The organism is Azoarcus indigens (assembly GCF_004361735.1).
Lineage (GTDB): Bacteria > Pseudomonadota > Gammaproteobacteria > Burkholderiales > Rhodocyclaceae > Azoarcus > Azoarcus indigens.
Genome location: NZ_SNVV01000039.1, coordinates 1 through 22,867 on the forward strand (window position 1 = coordinate 1; position 22,867 = coordinate 22,867).

15 protein-coding genes are annotated in these 22,867 nt (G+C 68.1%); 10 read left to right on the plus strand and 5 right to left on the minus strand.

The genetic code is table 11. The features are described from left to right. Nucleotides 1-280 precede the first annotated feature (280 nt). Complete coding sequence (locus C7389_RS23915; protein WP_133595182.1) at nt 281-1,774, minus strand: NYN domain-containing protein; 1,494 nt, start codon at nt 1,772-1,774, stop codon at nt 281-283. Nucleotides 1,775-2,141: 367 nt separating this feature from the next. Between C7389_RS23915 and C7389_RS23920 the strand changes: the two genes are divergently transcribed. Beyond that, nucleotides 2,142-3,290, plus strand: coding sequence for a glycoside hydrolase family 2 TIM barrel-domain containing protein (locus C7389_RS23920; RefSeq protein WP_133595199.1), 1,149 nt, complete (start codon nt 2,142-2,144; stop codon nt 3,288-3,290). A gap of 98 nt (nt 3,291-3,388) precedes the next feature. Further along, nucleotides 3,389-3,751, plus strand: coding sequence for a VOC family protein (locus C7389_RS23925; protein WP_211168550.1), 363 nt, complete (start codon nt 3,389-3,391; stop codon nt 3,749-3,751). A 62-nt stretch (nt 3,752-3,813) separates the two neighbouring features. Here C7389_RS23925 and C7389_RS23930 read toward each other — a convergent pair whose 3' ends face one another. The 4 genes from C7389_RS23930 to C7389_RS23945 form a co-directional block, all read right to left on the minus strand. After that, complete coding sequence (locus tag C7389_RS23930) at nt 3,814-5,388, minus strand: GMC family oxidoreductase (RefSeq protein WP_133595183.1); 1,575 nt, start codon at nt 5,386-5,388, stop codon at nt 3,814-3,816. An 11-nt stretch (nt 5,389-5,399) separates the two neighbouring features. Then, the gene (locus tag C7389_RS23935; RefSeq protein ID WP_133595184.1) at nt 5,400-5,969 is read right to left on the minus strand and encodes a gluconate 2-dehydrogenase subunit 3 family protein; all 570 of its coding nucleotides are present in this window, start codon (nt 5,967-5,969) and stop codon (nt 5,400-5,402) included. 205 nt (nt 5,970-6,174) lie between these two features. Continuing rightward, entirely contained in the window at nt 6,175-7,956 is a 1,782-nt protein-coding gene (locus tag C7389_RS23940; RefSeq protein ID WP_133595185.1) for an ABC transporter ATP-binding protein/permease, read from the minus strand. A gap of 282 nt (nt 7,957-8,238) precedes the next feature. Next, nucleotides 8,239-9,804 carry a TerC family protein gene (locus C7389_RS23945; RefSeq protein ID WP_211168551.1) on the minus strand — a complete coding sequence of 522 codons (1,566 nt, stop codon included), beginning with the start codon at nt 9,802-9,804 and terminating at the stop codon, nt 8,239-8,241. A gap of 461 nt (nt 9,805-10,265) precedes the next feature. Between C7389_RS23945 and C7389_RS23950 the strand changes: the two genes are divergently transcribed. The 8 genes from C7389_RS23950 (at nt 10,266) to C7389_RS23985 (ending at nt 22,866) form a co-directional block, all read left to right on the plus strand. Then, nucleotides 10,266-12,824: a tetratricopeptide repeat protein gene (locus C7389_RS23950; protein WP_162851830.1), complete on the plus strand. Its 2,559-nt coding sequence runs from the start codon at nt 10,266-10,268 to the stop codon at nt 12,822-12,824. 238 nt (nt 12,825-13,062) lie between these two features. Next, entirely contained in the window at nt 13,063-13,848 is a 786-nt protein-coding gene (locus C7389_RS23955) for a cyclase family protein (protein ID WP_133595187.1), read from the plus strand. A gap of 526 nt (nt 13,849-14,374) precedes the next feature. Further along, nucleotides 14,375-16,591 carry a ferredoxin family protein gene (locus tag C7389_RS23960; RefSeq protein ID WP_133595188.1) on the plus strand — a complete coding sequence of 739 codons (2,217 nt, stop codon included), beginning with the start codon at nt 14,375-14,377 and terminating at the stop codon, nt 16,589-16,591. Nucleotides 16,592-16,613: 22 nt separating this feature from the next. Continuing rightward, nucleotides 16,614-18,194 carry an indolepyruvate oxidoreductase subunit beta family protein gene (locus C7389_RS23965; RefSeq protein WP_133595189.1) on the plus strand — a complete coding sequence of 527 codons (1,581 nt, stop codon included), beginning with the start codon at nt 16,614-16,616 and terminating at the stop codon, nt 18,192-18,194. Between the two features lie 64 nt (nt 18,195-18,258). Further along, complete coding sequence (locus tag C7389_RS23970; protein ID WP_133595190.1) at nt 18,259-19,233, plus strand: PDR/VanB family oxidoreductase; 975 nt, start codon at nt 18,259-18,261, stop codon at nt 19,231-19,233. 49 nt (nt 19,234-19,282) lie between these two features. Then, the gene (locus C7389_RS23975) at nt 19,283-20,605 is read left to right on the plus strand and encodes an aromatic ring-hydroxylating dioxygenase subunit alpha (protein ID WP_133595191.1); all 1,323 of its coding nucleotides are present in this window, start codon (nt 19,283-19,285) and stop codon (nt 20,603-20,605) included. A gap of 16 nt (nt 20,606-20,621) precedes the next feature. After that, the gene (locus tag C7389_RS23980) at nt 20,622-21,104 is read left to right on the plus strand and encodes an aromatic-ring-hydroxylating dioxygenase subunit beta (protein ID WP_133595192.1); all 483 of its coding nucleotides are present in this window, start codon (nt 20,622-20,624) and stop codon (nt 21,102-21,104) included. A gap of 127 nt (nt 21,105-21,231) precedes the next feature. Next, complete coding sequence (locus C7389_RS23985; RefSeq protein WP_133595193.1) at nt 21,232-22,866, plus strand: AMP-binding protein; 1,635 nt, start codon at nt 21,232-21,234, stop codon at nt 22,864-22,866. Nucleotide 22,867: the final 1 nt, after the last annotated feature.

Genomic DNA, 22,867 nt, shown 5'->3' on the forward strand with positions numbered 1-22,867 from the left:
TTGCTCCTGAGATGAATCGACGACGTGGCCTTCCCAGAAGACCACGCCCAACATAGCATCGCGCATGACGGGGAAGAGGAAGGGGATCGGTTTGTTTGGCGACTGCCAATCTACCAACCTCCGAACCGTCAACCACTACTTCCCCCAGATTGCGCGAAGAACCTTTTTTCTTGCCCTGCAACATCGCTGCAGCAGGCCGCCTCTCCGCCCCTCTTTCCGCCCCAGGAGGCCAGCCGGGCCCCGCGTAATCAGGCCTCCCCAGCCGCCCCCGCCCGGGAGCTCACTGGCCGGCGATCCACTTGCGGATGGCGCCGTCGGTGGCCCAGTCGATCATCATCTGCTCGCGCAGGCACAGGGAACGCACATTGTCCGCCAGCTTGCGGCTCAGCGAGGCAACGTCGTCCTCGCCCTGGCCGAACACATGGCCGCGGAACAGCAGGCCGCGCAGCACGAAGGTGACGTCCGCCCGGCTGACGTGGTGGCCGGCGTCGCGGCAGCGGTCGCGCACCCGCTTGCCGGTGTCGTTCAGCTCGAAGGACTCCTCGGCGAGATCGGCGGCGATGGCCTCGAACAGCGCGCGATAGTCGGCCGGATGCAGCAGCGGCACGCCGGTCACCTCGTGGATCTGGCGGGCGATGCCGAACAGCTCCTCTTCGCCCTGCCAGGCGGTGGTACCGGGGCGGTTCTCGCCGCCCTCGGTGGCATGGCGGGCAGGGTCGTAGGCGTAGCCGCCGGAGCCGCGCCAGTTGAAGGTCACCGGCGACAGGTCCAGCGATTCAACGAACTTGCGGAACACGCCCTTGCCGTTCCAGTCCGCCGCCAGCCCGTCGTAGCGGCTGGTGAGCAGGGAGGCCAGCCGGGCGCAAGGCACCGGCTGGGCGGACTGGGCGACGGTAATCTTGATGAGTTCGGCCATCTCCTGCGGATCGGCATCCACCTTGCCGCGCGGCGGTGCCGGCGGTTCATGGCGGGCAGGGTCGTAGATCACGCCGCTGCCTTCCCAGCTCACCTTCAGCGGTGCGAGGTTCATCACCTCCACCATGCCGCGGAAGTTGCCCAGGCCGCCCCAGCTGGCGGCGTCCACGCCATCCAGGCGGGACAGCACCAGCGCCGCCAGCTTGGCGGCCGGCACCGGGTAGGCGGATTCGTCCACCGTCTGCCGGATCAAGCGGGTGGCGGCGGCGAGGATCTCGGCGCCATTGCTCTCCGCCGGCGCCTCGGCCGGCATGCTGATGCCCAGGCCCAGGTCTTCCTCGCTGGCGCCGAGCGCCTCGCGCACGAAGGCATCCTGGTCGATCAGCAGGTCGGCCGAGGCGCGGTAGGCGGCGGAAGGGAAACCGATGGCGAGCACCGTGGTGCGGCGATCCCAGCGGCGCAGCTTGCGCAGCACCGGGGTGAAGTCGGCATCGGCGGAGAAGACGATGAACTCGTCGTAGTGCGCTTCGTGCTGCAACAGGTCGATGATGTCCAGCACCATGTGGATGTCGGTGCTGGTCTTGCCCTCGCCGGTCAGCGCCGGGCAGTCGATGATCTCGAAACCCGCCAGGTTGAAGGACGGGCGGAAGCGCTGGTAGGCCTGCGGATTGAGGTAGCAGCGGCGCACCAGCACCCGGCGGCGGGCGCCTGCGGGCATGTGGTCGGGCACCGCCAGGGTGTTCACCACCCAGTCCATCCAGGCCATGGGCTGGCGGGCGAAACGGTCGGCAATGGCCGGATCCAGCTTGCGCAGGCCGGAATAGACGTTGTCGAAATCGACGAACAGAGCACTTTTCATTCGGACAGCTTCCTGCAGGGTGGCCGCCGCCTCCCGGGGCGCGGCCATGTTGGCTGGCGCGGGGACATTCCCGGCGCTGGCAAAGGCGCCGAGGATACCGCTTCCGGGTTTGCCGCGCCTTTGCGAACAAGGGAACACCGCAGCGGCTTTGCTTACAAACCCGGGCTTGAGCCGGCAGCGGCCCGGGTCAAGAATCGCCGCCGCCCTCGCCCCCTCTTCGGAACCGGAAGACGCCATGCCCTTTCTTGCCCTCCAGCCGCCCCTCTCCTCCCTTGCCCGGCTCGGCGCCGGCATCGCACTGGCCGCCACCATCGCCCTTGGCGCCGCCCCCGCCCAGGCCACGGCCACGGCCACGGCCGGCAATGCCATGCCGAACGCAGCCCAATGGCAAGGCGCTGCCTTCGAAGGCGACCGCGCCTCGCTGGCCGCGCTGGCGGCGGCTGGCGCCAAGGTGATCCGCGTCTATCGGGAATCCGACGCCTGGGTGCTGGACGAGGCCCACAAGCTGGGCCTGAAGGTGGTGATGGGCATCTGGCTGGGCCATCCCCGCCACGGCTTCCGGCTGGAAGACGAAGCCGCCCGCAACGCCCAGGAAAAGCAGGTGGCCGCCTTCGTGCGCCGCTACCGCAACCACCCCGCCCTGCTCGCCTGGGGCGTGGGCAACGAGGTGGAGACCGACATGCCGGACCCGATGCCGGCCTGGCACGAGGTGGACCGCATCGCCGGCCTGGTGAAGGCGCTGGACCCGGCGCACCCGACGCTGATGGTGGTGGCCGACACCAGCATGGAGCGCCTGCGCCAGCTCGCCGGCTGCTGCAAGCAGGTGGACATGCTGGGCATCAACATCTACGCCGGCGCGGTGTTCGACCTGCCGCAGCGGCTGCGCACCGCCGGCATCGACAAGCCGGTGGTGGTCGCCGAACTCGGCCCGCTGGGCCAGTGGCAGGCCGGCCGCAAGCCCTGGGGCGCGCCGGTGGAGCTCACCAGCAGCCAGAAGGCGGAGTTCTTCGCCAGGGCGCTGGCCTTCCTGCGCGAGCAGCCGCAGATCGCCGGCGTCTTCCCCTTCCTGTGGGGCGCCAAGCAGGAGCAAACCGAAACCTGGCACGGCCTGCTGCTGAACGACGGCAGCCAGACGGCGATGACGGACGCCCTGTCCGCCGCCTGGGGCAAACCGGCCGGCGCACCGGCACCGCAGATACGCGGCATCGGCATAGGCCGCGACGTGTTCGCGCCCGGCAGCGAAGTCTCCGCCGGCGTGGATGCGGTTTCCGCGGCCGGCGGCGGCCCGCTGCAGACGGACTGGAAGGTGCTGGCCGAAGCCACCGACCTGCGCCTGGGCGGCGACATCGAGGCCGCACCGGCCCGCATCCCGGTACAGGTGCTGCAGGCCGATGCCGCCAGCGTGCGCTTCATCGCCCCCGCCCAACCGGGCGCCTATCGGCTGTTCATCACCGTGCGCGACGCCAGCGGCAAGGCCGCCACCGCCAACCTGCCCTTCCTGGTCTCGCGCGAATAGCGTTCAGCGTCCGGGCGGCAGAGTCCGGCCGCCCGGACGCGCAGCGGGCGGCGCGAGCTGCCGCGCCCAACCTTCATTCCACTCCAGAAGCCCTTGCCATGGGGACCACGTCTTCCTCTCCGCCAGCGACCTGCGCCATTCCCTCGCCTTCTACGAACACGCGCTGGCGCCGCTGGGCATCCGACGGCGTCGACGGCCCGCCCGGCCACCCCGACCTGAAAGGCATCGGCCGCGACAACCGGGCGTTCTTCTGGCTGCGCGCCGGCGCGGCCGACAGCCGTTCGGTACACCTTGGCTTTGTCGCCAACAGCGAGGACGCCCTACGCGCCTTCCACGGCGCAGCGCTGGCTGCCGGCGCGCGCACCTACTACGATCCGCGCTACGAGGCCGCCAACATCCTGGACCCGGACGGCTGCAGCGTAGAGGCGGTGTACAAACGCTGGCAGCATGCCAGGCCCTGAGCAGGGCCCGGCGGAATGGAGGCCGCCACGCAGACGCCAGGTGCGACGGCCTCTCCTTTCCCTCAGGCGGTATAGCGCCGCCACTCCGCCGCGATGTGCGCCGCGCTGCGGTGGGCCAGCGCCGAGGCGGTGAAGGTGGGATTCACCGAGCCGCCGCTGGGGAACAAGCTGGGGCCGGCGATGAAGAGGTTGGCCAGCTCGTGGCAGCGGCCGTAGCCGTCGGCCACCGAGCTGGCGGCGTCCTTGCCCATTCGGGCGCCGCCCAGCAGGTGCATGCCGGCCATCGGCCCGTGCCAGGCCTCGCGCGCACCGGCACTGCGGAAGATGTCTACGCCCTCCTTCATCGCGTGGGCGTAAAGACGCTTGGCGTTGTCGTCCCAGCGGTGGGTCACCTGCATCTTCGGCATGCCGTGCTCGTCCAGTTCCTGCGCCAGCGCCACCCGGTTCTCCGCCAGCGGCAGGCTCTCGCCCACGGCCGTCATGGAGGCAAAGTGCTTCGCCGCATCCGCCATGAAGGCGTTGAAGGCGGCGCCATGCAGGTCCGGCCGGCTGCAGGCGATGCCGAGCAGGTCATTGGGCTTGGCCGAGTGGGCGATCAGCCACTGGTAGCCGCCGACGAAATCCTTGCCCTCGCCCGCCGGCTTGGCGTAGCCGTCCTGGCACAGCAGCTGGCCGCCGTTCACGCCCAGGTGAGGATCCGTTTCCTCATTGAACAGGCCGAATACGCCGCCGGCCACATGGCTGTGCAGGTAGCGCCCTAGCGTGCCGGAGCCGTTCGCCAGCCCCTGCGGATGGCGCCCGGTGGCCGAGGCCAGCAGCAGGCGCGGCGTCTCCAGCGCGAAGCCGGCGACGATGACCAGCGCCGCCGGCTGGAAGTAGCGCTCGCCATCGCGCGAGACGATGACGCCGGTGACACGCCCGCCGGCCTCGTCCGTCACCACGCGCACCACCCGCGAGCGGTACTCGATGGCGGCGCCCTGCTCCTTCGCCCACTTCAGGTAAGTGACTAGCGGATTGGCCAGCGCGCCGGTGGGGCAGCCGGCGTCGCACCAGCCGTCGTAGATGCAGGATTGCCGCCCCTTGTAAGGCACGGTGGCGATGGCCAGCGGCAGCGGCGACACATGCAGGCCCTTGCGGGCGAAGCCGCGCGCCAGCACTTCGCCCTGGCGGAAGCGCGGGAATGGCGGCAGCGGATAATCCGCGCCCGGCGGTCGCCAGCGCTCGGCGGCGGCATCGCCGGCCAGGCCGACCTCCTCCTGCACCGCATCGTAGGCGCCGCGCAGATCCTCGTAGCCCAGCGGCCAGTCGGCGGCCACGCCGTAGCGGCTGTGCATCTCGAAATCCTCCGGATGCAGCCGGAACCAGCAGGCGTAGTGATGCACCGCCGAGCCGCCGGCGCCCTGGCCGGTGTTGAAGTTCACGCCCAGCGGGTCGGCACCGCCGCTGGCGGCCACGCCCGGCGTGCCCTTGAGCTGACGTGCCCAGATCTGCGAACTCGCCAGGCTCTGGGTGCCGCGCTCGGCGCCGGCCTCCAACACCGTCACCGAGCGCCCGGCCGCCGCCAGCCTGGCCGCCATCAGGCTGCCGACCTGGCCGGCGCCGACGACAACAACCTCGACTTCCTTTGCGATCCTCATCGTCCGCGCCCTCATGCCCGGCGCGGCCAGACGCCGGCCGGCTCGACGTGGGCGCGGTAATCCAGCCCCAGTTGCTTGAAGCCGGCGTGGGTGCCGAACACCAGGTCGGCGCCATCCGCCTTGCAGACGAAGTAGAACAGCCCGGCCGGCGGCCCCACCCAGGGCGAGGGCGCGCCCGCGGCGATCTCGCCCACCAGTGCGCCGCGGGCGGCGGCATCCAGCTCGGCGAAACCCTGGCCGTGACGCACCTGCGCCAGCACGTCCACCGCGCGTATGCCGTCGCGGTAGAAGGCGCGGTAGTCGCCCGGCCAGTCCATGTAACGCAGGAAGAGCGCGCTGTGGTCGCGGGGCAGCGCCAGCTGGGCTTGCAGGTAATCGGCGGCCCCGGCCTGGGCGGCGCCGGGCACCAGGGCCTCCAGCCACAGCGACCACAGGCTGGCGCTGCGTGTATCCAGCGCGGGCGCCGGCTGGCCCGCGGCCAGCGCGGCTTCGGGTGCAAAGGCGAGCAAGCCGGCACCGGCGGCGGCTTTCAGCGCGTCGCGGCGGTCCGGCCGGGTACAGCCTGGTCTGTTCTTGTTCATGGCGGTCTCTCTCGTCGGGAATAGGTCGCCGCACAGCGTGTGCGCAGCTTTTTCCGGACGCTAACGGCGAGCGCTCATGACGGCTATCCGAATCCCGCAGGCTTTGTCCGCAGGTCGCAGCTCGCGCCGGGCCCGGAAAGGCAAGCGGCCGGCGGGCAAGGCTGCCCCGCCGGCCGGCTTCAGCCATGAGAGAGGCTGCGCCTGTTCAGCCCGGCATCAGCCGCCAGCGCCCCTCGCCCAGCAGCTCCAGCGTGCGCGTATGGAAGGCGCCCAGGCTGCTGCGGTGGCCGACGCTGACGATGATGGTGTTCGGCAGGCTGTCGCGCAGCAGGCCGTACATGGCATGTTCCAGGCCCTCGTCCATCGCCGAGCTGGCCTCGTCGAGGAAGACGATCTCCGGCTGTACCAGCAGCGCGCGGGCGATGGCCAGGCGCTGCTGCTCGCCCAGCGACAGGATGCGGCCCCAATCCGCCTGCTCGTCCAGCCGGCCGATGAGGTTGGCCAGCTGGCACAGCCGCAGCACACCCTCGGCGCGGCCATCCTCCGCCGGCGGCTCCGGGTAGTACAACGCGGTGCGCAGCGAGCCCAGCGGCAGGTAGGGCTTCTGCGGCAGGAACAGCGCGGCGCCCTCCACCGGCCGGCCGACGCTGCCTTCCACATAGGGCCACAGCCCGGCAAGCGCACGCAGCAGCGTGGTCTTGCCGATGCCGGAAGGGCCGCGGATCAGCAGCGCGTCGCCCGCCTGCAGTTGCAGGTCCAGATCGCTGATCAGCGCTTCACCGGTCGGCTTGCGCACCGACAGCCCTTGCAGGCTCAGCCTGCCCTGCGTCGGCGTCGGCGCCAGCACCGGCAGCTGGCCGGCCTCTTCCACCGCGTCGAGGAAGCCGGTGAGACGGTCCAGCACCGCGCGGTAGCTGGCGAACTCGTCGTAGGAGGTACGCAAGAAGGACAGCGCCTCCTCCACCTGGCCGAAGGCCTGGGCGGTCTGTATCACGTCGCCCAGGGTGATCTCCTTGCTCAGCAGCCGCGGCGCCTGGACGATGAAGGGAAACACCACCGCGATCTGGCTCACCGTGAGGTTGAAGCCCTGGAACTTGAGCGAACGGAAAACGATGGCCCAGCTGTTGGCGATCACATCCGCGAAGCGGCCGGCAAGGGTCTTGCGCTCCACCGCCTCGCCGCGGAAGAAGGCGATGCTCTCTCCGTACTCCCGCAGGCGGATCAGCGCGTAACGGAAGCTGGCGTTGAAGCGCTCGTTGAGGAAGCTCAGCCCCACCAGCGGCCGGCCGATGCGCACCGCGAACACGGTGGCGACGATGACGTAGATATACACCAGGAACACCATGGCCCGCGGCACTTCCACGCCGAACACCGCCAGCGCGCCAGAGAGCGTCCACAGGATCAGGGTGAAGGAGAACAGCGACACCACCGCGTCCAGCAGGCCCATGGACAGCGTCAGCGAGCTGGTGACGAAGCTGTCCACATCCTGCTGCACCCGTTGGTCCGGGTTGTCTATGGCGTGGGCGACATGGTGGGTGCGGTAGTAGGCCTGCTTGTCCAGCCAGCGCGCCATCAGCGCCTCGGTGAGCCAGACCCGCCAGCGGATCATGAAGGCCTGCCGCAGGTAGAAGGCCAGCAGCGCCCGCAGCACGTGCAGGGTGGCGAGCACGCCGAACACGCCGAGCATGAACCAGAAGGCGGTGGCGTCCAGCGCCTGCATCGCGCTGTAGAAGCCGTTGTACCAGTACGAGAACAGCACGTTCATGCGTACCGACAGCAGGGTGAACAAGACGATGAGCGCCAGCCAGGCCAGTGGTACCCAGCTGCGCCCTGGCCGGAAATAAGGCCAGGCCAGGCGGCGGACCTGGCGGCCCCAGGCGGTGTAGCGCGCCAGCCCGGCGAGCACCGCCGCCAGGCCGACGAGACACAGGGGAAAGGAAATCGCCAGCCAGGTGAGGCTGTCGATCAACTCGTTGCTCCAATCCATGCGTAGCTCCCGAAGCCCCGCCGCTGCGGGGGCGGGAGGGGGCAGCCCGGCGGAGCGAAGCGCCGATGCTAGCGCATCCGAGATTTTTGCAGCGGGAACGGTATTACCGGGTGAGTCGCAGGGGCGAGGCGCAGAGCGGGGGCCAGGGAAGAGGGGGAACGGCGCTCAGGCAACCGCTGACGCCCTTGCGGGCGCCCTCTGCCCTGCCCTCTCCCACGATGGGAGAAGGAGTGCGGCGGCGGGAGCGGGGTCGCAGGCGACAGCCCCACCGCCGCCCTGCCCTCACGCCGGCGTCAGATTCTCCCCGGCCTGCCGTTTTACCAGCACCGACTTGATGCGCTGCTCGTCGGCGTCTATCACCCGGAACTCGTAGCCCTGGAAGGGCATCACCTCGCTGACCTTGGGCAGGTAGTCGAAGCGCGCCAGCAGGAAGCCGGCGAGGGACGTGTAGCTCTCGTCCTCGCTCAACAGGCCATCGGTTTCCAGCGCCAGTTCCAGCTGGTGCAGGTCGGCGCTGCCGGAGACGATCCATTGGCCGGGGCCGTTCTCTCGGATCTCCAACTCTTCGTCCTCGTCCGGGAATTCGCCGGCGATGGCTTCCAGCACATCCATCGGTGTCACCACGCCCTTGAGCAGTCCGTACTCGTCATTCACCAGCGCGAGCTGGCCGCGGGTGTCGCGGAAGATGTCGATGAGCTTGATCACCGTGGTGCTCTCCGGCACGTACAGCGGCGCGCGCAGGCTGGCGGCTTCCTCCAGCTTGCCGCCGCGCATGAGCACACCCAGCAGATCCTTGGCCCAGGCGACGCCGACCACTTCGTCCAGCGAGCCGCGACACAGCGGCAGCATGCCGTGGGCGGCCTCCAGCAGTTGCTGCTTCACCTCGTCGGCGGGCGCGTCCAGGTCTATCCAGGCGACGTCGGCTCGCGGCGTCATGATAGAGCGCAGCTTGCGCTCGGCCAGCGACAGCACGCCGCTCACCATGTGACGCTCTTCCACTGCGAAAGCGGGCAACTCCGCCGGCACGCTGCCCTGCTCGTCGGCCGGCGCCTGTTCTTCCCGCTGCATGCGGCCGCCCAGCAGGCGCAGCACCGACTCGGCGGTGCGCTCGCGCAGCGGCCGGCGCGCTTCCAGCCTCACCATGTTGCGACGGGCGAGCTGGTTGAAGAATTCGATCAGGATGGAGAAGCCGATGGCGGCGTACAGATAGCCCTTGGGCAGGTGGAAGCCCAGGCCTTCCGCCACCAGGCTGAGGCCGATCATGAGCAGGAAGCTGAGGCACAGCACCACCACCGTCGGGTGGGCGTTGACGAAGCGGGTCAGCGGCCTGGAGGCGAGCAGCATCACACCGATGGAGATCACCACCGCCGCCATCATCACCGGCAGGTGCTCCACCATGCCCACCGCGGTGATCACCGCGTCCAGCGAGAACACCGCGTCCAGCACCACGATCTGCGCCACCACCAGGCTGAAGCTGGCGTAGCCGTTGCTGCGCGTCTTCGAATGCTCCACGCCTTCCAGCCGCTCGTGCAGCTCGGTGGTGGCCTTGAACAGCAGGAACAGGCCGCCCAGCAGCAGGATAAGGTCGCGGCCGGAGAGGCCGAAGCCGAGCACGGTGAATAGCGGCGTGGTCAGCGTCACCAGCCATGAGATGACGGACAGCAAGCCGAGGCGCATCAGCAGCGCCAGGCTGAGGCCGATCACCCGCGCCCGGTCGCGCTGATGCGGTGGCAGCTTCTCGGTGAGGATGGCGATGAAGATGAGGTTGTCGATGCCGAGGACGATCTCGAGCACGACCAGGGTCGCAAGGCCGATCCAGGCAGCCGGATCGGTAAGCAGTTCAATCATGGTTGTGGGCAGTGGAGGAAAAACGGAGCAGACGAACGCCGACGGCCCGGGATGGACTCAGCCATGCCGGGCGGGCGGACGCAGAAATGCGGGGGATTCCCGGCGCGCGGCGGGAGAAGCCGCGCAGGCGCGAAGAGATCGGGGATGAAGCGCGAGGCGTGGAACTCGGAGCAAGGGCCGGCGGGCGCCGGCCTGCTACTTGGAGGTTCTGCAGCAGTTTCCATGGCGGCCGAGTTTAACCGATTGCGTTCGGACAAAACATTTTTGTCAGCTGTCAGTCTCCCTGCCCTCATCGCCCTTTCCTTGTGCGGCCCGGCGGCCTTGCACGCCAGGGCATGGGCGCGCCCAGCCCACCCAGCCCCCGCCCCCAAAACCCGCGGCAACCCTCTTGGCGTGCCGCACGCTACGTCGGAGGCATGCGCTACCATCCGGCATCCGCTCTCTCGCTGCCGGGGCCCACGATGTCCGACTCGCCGCCACGCGCCCTCGCACTCTTCACCGACCGCAACGAGCAACGCGCCAACATCGACGCCCACCTGGAACGCCTGCGCCTGGGGCTGGGCCACACCCAGGGCGCGGTACTGAGCTTCTACGGCGTCGGCGGGGTGGGCAAGACCACCCTGCGGGAGAAGGGCATTGCCGACTTCCGTGCCAAGCTCGCCCGGGATCGCTACAACATCGCGCCCTTTGCCCTGGCCGAGCTGGATCTGGACTCTGACAGCATCCGCCCGGACCTGCCGGTCGCTCTCTTCCTCGGCCGGGTGCGCACCGCCCTGCGCAAGGCCGGCCTCGCCACCCCGCTGTTCGACTACATCTACCTCACCTGGCTGCAGGCGGAGCACCCGGACCAAGCCATCAAGCTGCGCCGCCATACCCAGGGCGAAGGCGCGATGGCCGGCCTGCTGGACATCGCCGACCTCATCGGCAACCTCGGCGCCGCGGTCGGCCTCAGTGTTCCCTCGATGGCGACCGCCCAGGGCTTCAACAAGCTCTTCCCAAGGCTGGGCGAGTGGTTCCAGCACAGCCGCGCACACCAGCGCTTCGACGCTTCGCCCCAGAGCTGGTCGCAACGCGAACGCACCGAACGCATGCCCACCGTACTGGCGCTCGACCTGCTGGAGGCCATCGCCCACCACCCGCAGACGGCCCTCTGCCTCGTCATCGACGGTTTCGAGCGGGTGCAATCCCGTGAATCGCGTCCGGATGCGCAATGGGCCCTGGCCACGCTGGTGGCCGAAGTCCTGCACTGCGCGGACACGCTGCCGCCCCCCGATGGCAAACCCTTGCGCGGGCGCATCGGCTTCATCGTCTTCGGCCGCGAGAAGCTGCGCTGGGCGGAGTTCTACGGCCGCGAGCGGGTACGCACCGACTGGGCGCGCGAGATCAACGACCAGGCGGAGCTGCTCGGCCTCACCGAAGACGATGCACGCGGCTTCCTGATCGAAAAAGCCGCCGCCTGGGAACGGGCGCAGGGCCGCCACGAAATCGCCGGGCTGATCCAGCGTCACCTCGACGCCGTCCTGCGCGCAGCCGCCGAACATCTACCGGGAAGGCCGCCCAGCTTCCTGCCCTACTACCTCGATCTCGCGGTGCTGATGATCCGCGACAACGCGGGCGCCTTCACGCCCGACCTGCTGGGCGACACCCCTGCCGAACTCGAGCGGCGCTTCCTGCGCAACCTGGCGCCGGGGCACCTGCGCGCCCTGCAGGCGCTCGCGGTGGCCCTGGAGTTCGATCGCGGCATCTTCGACTTCCTGCGCGCACGCGGAGACATCGAAGGCCACGACTTTGCCTGGCTGGTCGGCGAACACTGGTCTTTCGTCAATCCGGCCGGCGACCGCCCTGGCTTTCACGGCTTTCACCGCCACATGCAGGCCAGCCTGATCGCCAGCCTGGGGCCAGCGGAAGAAAAAGCATGGGCACGCGACATCCTCACCGCCCTGCTGGACCGGCTCTTCGAGAGAATGCGCTTCGAACGCCCGGCGGATTTCGGCCCGGTGCAGGAATCGGCGCTCGCGGACGCGATCAGCCTGCTGCGTGAGCACGTCGCCGACGGGCTGCTGGATGGCGAGACTGCCCTCACCCGCGCGCTCGCCTTCGAGGAGCCCTTCGAAGGGCTTCAGGCTGCAAGCCTGCGCCGGCCATTTCTGGATTGGACACAGCAGACGGCCCACCGGCTGCTCGGCGCCGGGCATCCGGACGCCCTCGTCGCCCGCAGCAACTTCGCCTCCTTAATCGGCAATGCCGGCGAGTCCTCGACGGCACTCCAGCTTTTCCGCGCGTTGCTGCCCGACATCGAACGCGTACTCGGCGCCGACCATTCGAACACGCTCATCACCCGGGCCAACATCGCCTCCTGGACGGGCGACGCAGGACATCCCGAAAACGCACTCACGCTTTTCCGGGAACTGCTGCCCGATATGCAGCGGCTGCTCGGCCCCGGGCACCCGGCTACCCTCGTCGCCCGCAACAACATCGCGTTCTGGACCGGCAAGGCGGGCAACCCGGAAGCCGCCCTCAAGCTGCTCCAGGAACTGCTGCCCGACGTGGAACGCATCCTCGGGCATGATCACCCTCATGCCCTGGGCACCCGCGCCAACATCGCCAGGGCAACTTGGAGCACCGGCAAGCCTGCGCTGGCACTCACGCTTTTCCAGGACTTGCTGCCCGCCCAGATACGCGTTCTCGGCGCCGAGCACCCCGATACCCTGAGCGCCCGCTACGACATTGCGTCTCTCACCTGGGATACCGGCGACCCCACAGCCGCCCTGGTGCTTTTTCACACGCTGTTGCCTGAACAGGAGCAGGCGCTCGGCCCGGATCACCTCGACACACTGAGTACCCGCGAGAGCATCGCTGCCCTTACCGGAAGCATGGGCGAACCTGCTGCCGCGCTCAGCCTTCTCCACCCGCTGCTCGCGGATATGGAGCGGGTTCTCGGCGCCGGGCATTCTTTCGTTCTCGACACACTTGCCCTGGTGAAGCACCTGGAAGCGATGACGACGCGCCGGACTGAGTAAGCTGTGCCACCCCGCATCCGGCTTGAAAGAGACTCAAGCAAGGCCGCTGGCTGCAGCGCCCTTGCCCGCCCCTGCGTAAAGCGGACAAAGTCCTGCGGATTCCGGATTTTTCCTTCCCGCCTTCCGGTCCACCCTTACGCCATAACCCGAATCGGGCGCGGCCGCCGTGGCCAGGTCGGCATGGCGGCCGCGCCCAATGCCTCATTCCCTCACCCCTGCCCCAACCAGGAGAGCCCGCATGGCCAGTACCAATCTTGCCGCCTTTCTCGCCGACCTCCAGGGCGGCCGCATCCGTGTGGTCGACCTCACCCAGACGCTGACGCCGGAATTCCCCACCATTCCGCTGCCGCCGCAGTTCGGCCAGTGCGCGCCCTTCACCATCGAGAACGTGTCCCGCTACGACGAGCGCGGCCCGGCCTGGTACTGGAACAACTTCGCCTGCAACGAGCACACCGGCACCCACTTCGACGCGCCCATCCACTGGGTCACCGGCAAGGACCTGCCGGACAACGCGGTCGATACCATCCCGGCGCAGAAATTCATCGCCGCCGCGGCGGTGATCGACTGCAGCAAGGAAGTGGCCGCCAACCCGGATTTCCTGCTCACCGTCGGCTTCGTCAAGGCCTGGGAAGAAAAGCACGGCCGCATTCCCGCCGGCGCCTGGGTGCTGATGCGCACCGACTGGTCCAAGCAGCCGACGCCGGCTGCCTACCTCAACGTCAAGGAAGATGGCTGCCACACCCCCGGGCCGGACGCCGGCGTGGTGCAGTGGATGATCGAGGAACGCGACGTCTGCGGTTTCGGCGTGGAAGCCATCGGCACCGACGCCGGCCAGTCCTACGCCTGGGAAACACCTTTCCCCTGTCACTACTTCATGCACGGCAACAACCGCTACGGCCTGCAATGCCTGACCAACCTGGACCTGCTGCCGCCGCAGGGCGCGGTGATCTTCGCCGCGCCGCTGAAGATCCAGAACGGTTCCGGCAGCCCGCTGCGGGTGCTCGCCATGGTGCAGGACGCCTGAGGCCCACCCCTTCCCGTCCAGGCGGACATACGACGAAGCGCTTAATCCCAGGCTCTGCGGGTCCGTCTTCCCGACGCTCGGCGACATCCGGTTGCCGGGCGTTTTTTTTGCCCCACTTTAGTGCATCGACCCTGATTTCATGCTGCAACTGCAACATCGAAAACGGCTAATGCCGCGGGAGAAAAGGGTTTTTGCTCAGCACCTTGATGGTGCGCCGCCGCACCGTTTTGGCAAAGGTATGTTTTTGTTTTTTCGTGTTATTTTTGGATATCCATGAAATTTCATCTTTTAGATTGACAGCAGAAATGTTCATTCCTAAAGTAGTTCTCAACGCATAGATTCATGGGCTTTCGATATTGCGTCGCAGCAAGCCGTGGAACCTCGACGCGCACATGGATCGAAGGAGATAAAACGATGGCCGACCACGATCTGGCCCCCAGCGGTACGCAGACCATCGCGTACGCCCAGCCCCCCCAACAGGGCTGCCTGAAGACGATGCGCCGCGACGGCAGCGAGGAGATCAGCCATGGCTGAACGTTCGTTCAAGAAGGAAGTGCAGCAGCTCCGGATTCCCGCCGGAGAGGAATTCCGCGGCGAGGGCATTCTCGCCATCACCAAGGCCCTGCTGCAGTCGGGCGTGGGCTACGTCGGCGGCTACCAGGGCTCGCCGATCTCCCACCTGATGGACGTGCTGGCCGACGCCAACGAGATCCTGCAGGAGCTGGACGTCCACTTCGAGACCAGCGCCTCCGAAGCCACCGCCGCCGCCATGCTGGCCGCCTCCGTGATGTATCCGATACGCGGCGCGGTCACCTGGAAATCCACCGTCGGCACCAACGTCGCCTCCGACGCGCTTGCCAACCTCGCCTCCGGCGGCGTCACCGGCGGCGCGCTGATCATCATCGGCGAGGACTACGGCGAAGGCTCCTCCATCATGCAGGAGCGCTCCCACGCCTTCGCCATGAAGTCGCAGATGTGGCTGCTGGACCCGCGCCCCAACCTGGAATCCATCGTGCAGTCGGTGGAAGACGGTTTCGAGCTGTCCGAAGCCTCCAACACGCCGGTGATGCTGCAGGTGCGCATCCGCTCCTGTCACGTGCACGGCCGCTTCATCACCAAGGAAAACAAGCGTCCGCGCTACACGCTGAAGCAGGCGCTGGAAAACCCGGTGCGTGACACCAGCCGCATCGTGCTGCCGCCCGCCTCCTTCACCCATGAGCACGAGAAGATCCAGCAGCGCTGGCCGGCGGCGGTGAAGTTCATCCGCGAGAAGAAGCTCAACGAGTTCTTCGACGGCGACGTGGAAGACGTTGGCCTCATCCTGCAGGGCGGCCTCTACAACGGCGTCATCCGCGCGCTGCAGCTGCTCGGCCTGGCCGACAGCTTCGGCAACAGCCGCCTGCCGATGTACGTCATGAACGTCACCTACCCGGTGATCGACGAGGAAGTCATCGACTTCTGCAAGGGCAAGCGCGCGGTGCTGATGCTGGAAGAGGGCCAGCCGGACTACATCGAACAGAACCTGCACGCCATCCTGCGCAAGAACAAGGTGGATACCCACCTCTCCGGCAAGGACGTGCTGCCGATGGCGGGTGAATACACCACCGCGGCGATGAAGACCGGCCTGGAAGCCTTCATCAAGGCCTGGCGGCCGGAGCTGCTGACCACCCATGAAGCGGTAGCGGCGGACGAAGTCGCCGCCGATGCGGTTGCCGCCGCGGCGCCCGCGGCTGCCAAGGCTAAGCCGGCCGGCGTGCCCATCACCTTCCACCCGAAGGTGAAGGACTTGGCCGAAGTGGTGCCGCCCCGCCCGGCCGGCTTCTGCGTCGGCTGCCCGGAGCGCCCCATCTTCGCCGCGATGAAGCTGGCGCAGCAGGATCTCGGCCCGCACCACGTCTCCTGCGACATCGGCTGTCACCTGTTCTCCATCCTGCCGCCCTTCAACCTGGGCGCCACCACCATGGGCTACGGCCTGGGCGCGGCCTCGAGTTCGGCCTTCAACGTCAAGAGCGGCAAGCGCTCCATCTCGGTGATGGGCGACGGCGGCTTCTGGCACAACGGCCTGACCTCCGGCATCGGCAACGCGGTGTTCAACAAGAACGACGGCGTCATCATCATCGTCGACAACTACTACTCCTCGGCCACCGGCGGACAGGACATCCTCTCCTCCCGCGCCGAGAACGCCGACCGCTCGACCAAGAACCCGATCGAGAACGCCATCCGCGGCGCTGGCGTGAAGTGGGTGCGCACCATAGACCGCACCTACGACGTCGCCCGCGTGCGCGACACCCTGGAAGAAGCGCTCACCACCACCACCGACGGGCCCAAGGTCATCATCGCCCAGTCGGAGTGCATGCTGAACAAGCAGCGCCGCATCAAGCCCATCTTCACCAAGGCGGTGAAGAGCGGGCAGCGCGCGGTGAAAGAGCGCTTCGGCGTCGATCCGGACGTGTGCACCGGCGACCACGCCTGCATCCGCCTCTCCGGCTGCCCTTCGCTGAGCGTGAAGGACAGCGGCGACCCGCTGAAGGAAGATCCGGTGGCCCATGTGGACAACGGCTGCGTCGGCTGCGGCAACTGCGGCGAAGTGGCCGAAGCCGCGGTGCTGTGCCCGTCCTTCTACCGCGCCGACATCATCCACAACCCGAACCGCGGCGACCGCCTGATGGCGAAAGTGCGCAAGGCGGTGATCGGCTTCCTGCAGCGCCGCCGCGCCTCCCGTCAGGCCGAGTACGCCCTGTAAGCGCCCAGGAGAGAGAACAGACATGAGCAAGATCGTTTTTCACCCGGGCACGCCGATCAAGATCGCGGTGCTCGCCATGGGCGGCCAGGGCGGCGGCGTGCTCGCCGACTGGATCGTGGACATGGCCGAGAAGGCCGGCTGGTGGGCGCAGACCACCTCGGTGCCGGGCGTCGCCCAGCGCACCGGCGCCACCATCTACTACCTGGAACTGCTGCCCGAGAGCGACGCCCACGCCGCCGGCAAGCCGCCCACGTTGGCGATGATGCCGACGCCGGGCGACCTCGACCTGGTGGTCGCCGCCGAGCTGATGGAAGCCGGCCGCGCCATGCAACGCGGGCTGGTGACGCCGGACCGCACCACCCTCATCACCTCCACCCACCGCAGCTACTCGGTGACCGAGAAGGCGGCGCTGGGCAACGGCATCGGCGACCCCAACAAGGTCATCGAAGCCGGCCTGGAAGCCTCCAAGCGCATGCTGGCCTTCGACCTGCAGGCGCTGGCCGAGAAGGGCGGCAGCGTGATCTCCGCCAGCCTGTTTGGCGCGGTCGCCGGCTCCGGCGCCCTGCCCTTCAGCCGCGAAGCCTTCGAGGAAACCATCCGCGACAGCGGCAAGGGCGTGGAAGCCAGCCTGCGCGCCTTCGCCCTCGGTTTCGACGCCGCCGCGCAGGCGCCCGCCGCGCCTGCGCGCATCGACACCTCCCGCCCGGCGCCTGACGTGCCGGAGAAGGCCGCCAACCCCAAGGTGGACGCCCTGCTGCAACGGGTGAAGCGCGAATTCCCGCAAGCCGCCCACGGCATGCTAGTGGCCGGCCTGCGCCGCCTGATTGACTTCCAGGACATCGCCTACGCCAGCGAATACCTGGACCAGATCGCCAAGGTGCGCGAGCTGGACGCCGCCAAGGGTGGCGAGGCCAAGGGCTGGGCGCTCACCCAGGCGATGGCCCATCGCCTGGCGGTGGCCAAGAGCTACGACGACGTGATCCGCGTCGCCGACCTCAAGACCCGCGGCAGCCGCTTCGAGCGCGTGCGCAAGGAAGTCGGCGCCAAGGCGGACCAGTTGGTCTACACCACCGAGTTCATGCACCCGCGGCTGGAAGAAATCTGCGGCACCCTGCCCGCCGGCCTCGGCCGCTGGCTGGAGAACTCCAAGACCGTGGGCGGCTTCGTCAAACGCAAGATGGAACACGGCCGCCGCGTCGAAACCGGCACGCTGACCTGGTTCATCGCCCTGTACCTGCTCTCCGGCATGCGCCGCTTCCGCCGCAGCACGCTGCGCCACCAGATCGAGACCGCCGGCATCAACGCCTGGTACGAACGGGTGCTGAAGAACGCCGCCGCGGATTACGACTTCGCCGTGGAAATCGCACACTGCCGCCGTTTGGTGAAGGGCTACAGTGGCACGCACGCTCGCAGCGGCGACCGCTTCGCCCGCCTGATGGAGGCTGCCGACCGCCTCGCTGGCCAGGCCGACGCGGCGGCCACGCTGAAGCGGCTGCGCGAAGCGGCGATGGCCGACGAGGAAGGCCGCCAGCTGGAAACCCAGCTCGGCCAGCTGCTCAGGGGCGCGCCGGCGGAAGCCGGCTTCACCCGCCAGGCGGCCTGAACCGCACAGACGGCGCACGGGACCGTACACGGCAATAAACGGACGAGATAGAGGAAGAGACGCGATGTCAGAACTGGAACTCACGGTCAGCGAAATCCGGGCGGAAACGCCGCTGATCCGCACCCTGTACCTGCAGGCGGCGGACGGCAGCGCGCTGCCCGCCTTCACCCCGGGCGCCCACCTGAAGGTGAGCATTCCGGGTCTGGCAGACGCGCGCTGCTACTCCCTCGTCTCGTTCGAGCCCACCGGCGGTTTCGACGCGCCGTCCGCCTACCGCCTCGGCATCCGCCTGGAAGAGGAAAGCCAGGGTGGCTCCCGCCACATGCACACCCTGGCGGTGGGCGACCGGGTGACGGTCTCCGCGCCCAAGAACGACTTTCCGCTGCATGCCGCCGAAGCCGGCGAAGGCGACGTAGTGCTGCTGGCCGGCGGCATCGGCATCACCCCCATCGCCGCCATGGCCTGCGGCCTGCAAGCCGCCGGCCGCAGCTACCAGCTGCACTACAGCGGCCGCAGCCGCAGCCAGCTCGCCTTCCTCGACGAACTGGCCGCCCTCGCCGGCCCGGCCCTCAAGGTCCATGCCGACGACGAAGCCGATACCAGGCTGGACATCGGCGCCCTGCTGGATGGCCTCAAGACCACCCAGCACCTCTATGTCTGCGGCCCCAAGGGCATGATCGACGCCCTCATCGAAGGCGCCAAGCAACGCGGCTGGCCTGCCGACCGCGTGCATTTCGAACTCTTCGCCGCCGCCGCGCCGCTGGCAGGCGACCAGCCCTTCGAAGTGGAGCTGCGCCAGTCCGGCGTCACCCTCACCGTGCCGGCCGACAAGACCATCCTCGACGTGATGGAAGAACAGGGCTGCGACCCGATGTACGACTGCAAGCGCGGCGAATGCGGCGTGTGCACCGCGACGGTGCTCGAAGGCGTGCCCGACCACCGCGACTACTTCCTGTCCGACGCCGAAAGGGCGGAGGGCAAACTGATCCAGATCTGCATCTCGCGGAGCAAGACGCCGCGCCTGGTGCTCGATCTTTGATACCCGGATGCGACCGACGGCCGCAAGCAGACAGCATGAGGACATCGCGATGAGCAAGTACAGGAACAACCCGGCGGCGGTACGTGCGCTGGTGCGGGAAACCGAGGTGCACAAAGACGCCTACATCGACCAGGAAGTGTTCGACCTGGAGATGGAGCAGGTCTTCACCAACAGCTGGGTCTACGTCGGCCATGCCAGCCAGATTCCGAACAAGGGCGACTACTACACCACCACCGTCGGCGACCAGCCGGTGGTCATGGTCCGCCACAGCGACGACAGCATCAAGGTGCTGCACAACCGCTGCCCGCACAAGGGCGTGAAGGTGGCCGGCGAAGGCTGTGGCAATACCGGCAAGTTCTTCCGCTGCCCCTACCACGCCTGGACCTTCAAGACCGACGGCTCGCTGCTCTCCATCCCGCTGAAGAACGGTTACACCGACACCGGCTTCGAGTCCTGCGAAGCCAGCCACGGCATGGCGGCGGTGAAGAACGTGCAGGTCTATCGCGACTTCGTCTTCTGCCGCCTGGCCAACGAAGGCATCTCCTTCGAGGAGTTCTTCGGCGACTCCCTCACCACCATCGACAACATGGTGGACCGCTCCCCGGTCGGCAAGCTGGAAGTGGCCGGCGGCGTGCTGCGCTACATCAACAACTGCAACTGGAAGATGCTGGTCGACAACCAGACCGACACCTGCCACCCCATGGTCGCCCATGAATCCTCCGCCGGCACCGCGGTGGACGTGTGGAAGCGCGCCCCCGAAGGCACACCCAAGCCGATGGCGGTGGAGCTCTTCGCCCCCTTCGCCTCGCCCTACGAGTTCTTCGAGAAGATGGGCATCCGCGTGTGGCCCAACGGCCACGGCCACACCGGCGTGTCCGACTCCATCCACGCCGACTACTCCGCCATCCCCGACTACTGGGAAGCCATGGTGGCCAACTACGGCGAAGACCGCGCCAAGCAGATCCTGGGCGAGTGCCGCCACAACACGGTGTACTTCCCCAACATGACGATGAAGGGCCCCATCCAGGCCATGCGGGTGTTCAAGCCGCTGGGCCCAGGCAAGACCCTGGTCGAATCCTGGACCTTCCGCCTCGTCGGCGCGCCGGACATCCTGCTCGAACGCACCCTGATGTACACCCGCCTCATCAACGCGCCCACCTCGGTCGTCGCCCACGACGACACCGAGATGTACGAGCGCGCCCAGGAAGTGCTGCACAGCCGCGGCCGCGACTGGGTGAACCTGCAGCGCCTGTACGACGGCAGCGAGCAGCCGGACGTGAGCACCGTCACCAACGGCACCAACGAATGGCAGATGCGCAACCAGATGCGTGCCTGGGTCAAGTTCATGGGCCCGGCCGCCAAGGCGGAGTAAGGAAGGAAATCGAACGATGAACACCTTGACCGAAAAGACCGTACTCGACTTCGTCTACGCCGAAGCCCGCATGCTGGACGAGCAGCGCTTCGACGACTGGCTGCAGCTCTTCACCGACGACGGCTACTACTGGATGCCACTGACGCACAACCAGCCGGACCCGCGCCTGCACACCTCGCTGCTGTACGAAGACAAGCTGCTGCTGCAGGTGCGCATCGAGCGCCTGCACGGCAAGCGCACCTTCTCCCAGCAACCGCACAGCCGCAGCCACCACCTGCTGCAGCTGCCCACGGTGGAATCCATGGACGCCGCCAAGGGCGAGGCGGTGGTGCGCACCGCCTTCCACTACGTCGAAACCCGGGTGGACGAGCAGCAGCTCTACGCCGGCTGGGTCACCCACACCCTGGTGATGCAGGACGGCGTGCTCAAGATCAAGTTGAAAAAAGTCGAGCTGGTGAACTGCGATGCGGCCTTCGGCAACATCCAGCTCTTCATGTAAGCGCCACACATAAACGACAATCGCCCACCGCGCGCAGGCGCGGAGGGCGGGCACAACAAACCTCTGACAGAAAGGTGAGGCGCCGCCAGCCCCAGGGCTGGACCGGAGACCACGCCGGGAGCAAGACTTGGCAAGCACAGTTCACCAGGCGTTCTACGAGGCCGCCGTCCGCTGGGCGAAGCAGCCCTTCCTCTGCATCCTGCCGGAAACGGCGGGCATCTACGGCGTCGAGGCCGGCGAGTTCGGCTACGCCGAAACCTTCGAACGTGTCGAAGCCCTGCGCCAGGCCTACGCCGCCGCCGGCTACGGCCACGGCCACCGCGTCGGCATCCTGCTGGAAAACCGACCCGCCTTCTTCCTGCACTGGTTCGCGCTGAACGGCCTGGGCGTTTCCGTGGTGCCCATCAACCCGGACATGCGGGCCGCCGAGCTGGAATACCTCATCGGCCACTCCGAGATCGCGCTGGCCGTCGCCCTGCCCCATCGCCATGACGACCTGAAAGCCGCCGCCGAACGCGCCGGCCGCCCCTTCGCGGCGATGGCCGATGGCGAGCTGCCGCCGCCGGCCGCCTTCCCGGCGCCGCAGGCGGACACCGCCCCCGGCGAGCTCACCGAGTGCGCCCTGCTCTACACCTCCGGCACCACCGGCCGGCCCAAGGGCTGCATCCTGCCCAACCGCTACTTCCTGCACGCCGGCAAGTGGTACGCCGAAATCGGCGGCCTGGCCCAGTTGCATCCGGGCAAGGAGCGCATGATCACCCCGCTGCCGCTGGTGCACATGAACGCCATGGCCTACTCGGCAATGGCCATGGTGCTCACCGGCGGCTGCCTGATCCCGCTGGACCGCTTCCACCCGCGCAGCTGGTGGGCCAGCGTGCGCGAATCCCGCGCTACCGTGGTGCACTACCTGGGCGTGATGCCGGCCATGCTGATGAAGGCCGAGGCCGGCCCGGCGGACCGCCAGCACAGCGTGCGCTTCGGCTTCGGCGCCGGGGTGGACCGCACCCTGCACGCGCCCTTCGAAGAACGCTTCGGCTTCCCGCTGCTGGAAGCCTGGGCGATGACCGAGACCGGCGCCGGCGCCGTCATCATCGCCAACGAGGAACCGCGCCACATCGGCAGCTCCTGCTTCGGCAAGGAAGGCGAGGACGTGCTGGTGCGCATCGTCAAGGACGACGGCACTGAATCCGGCGCCGAGGAACAGGGCGAACTACTGGTGCGCCACGCCGGCGACGACCCGCGCTACGGCTTCCTCGCCGGCTACCTGAAAGACCCGGCGGCCACCGACGAAGCCTGGGCCGGCGGCTGGTTCCACACCGGCGACATCGTGCGCCGCGACGCCGACGGCTACCTGCACTTCGTCGATCGCAAGAAGAACGTCATCCGCCGCAGCGGCGAGAACATCGCCGCGGTGGAAGTGGAAGCGGTGCTGCAGCAGCACCCGCTGGTGAAATCGGTGGCGGTGGCCGCGGTGCCGGACGCGGTGCGCGGCGACGAGGTGATGGCGCTGGTCATCGCCCAGGACGCGCCCGCCGGGCGCCCGGCGATGGAAGCCGCCGCGCTGGAGCTGGTGAACTGGTCCCTGTCCCAGCTCGCCTACTACAAGGCGCCGGGCTACGTCGCCTTCGTGGACAGCCTGCCGCTCACCACCACCAACAAGATCCAGCGCGGCGAACTGAAGGCGCTGGCGCCCACCTTGGTCGACGCCGCCAACTGCGTGAACACCTGCGCGATGAAGAAGCGCCAGGGAGATCACAAGTGAG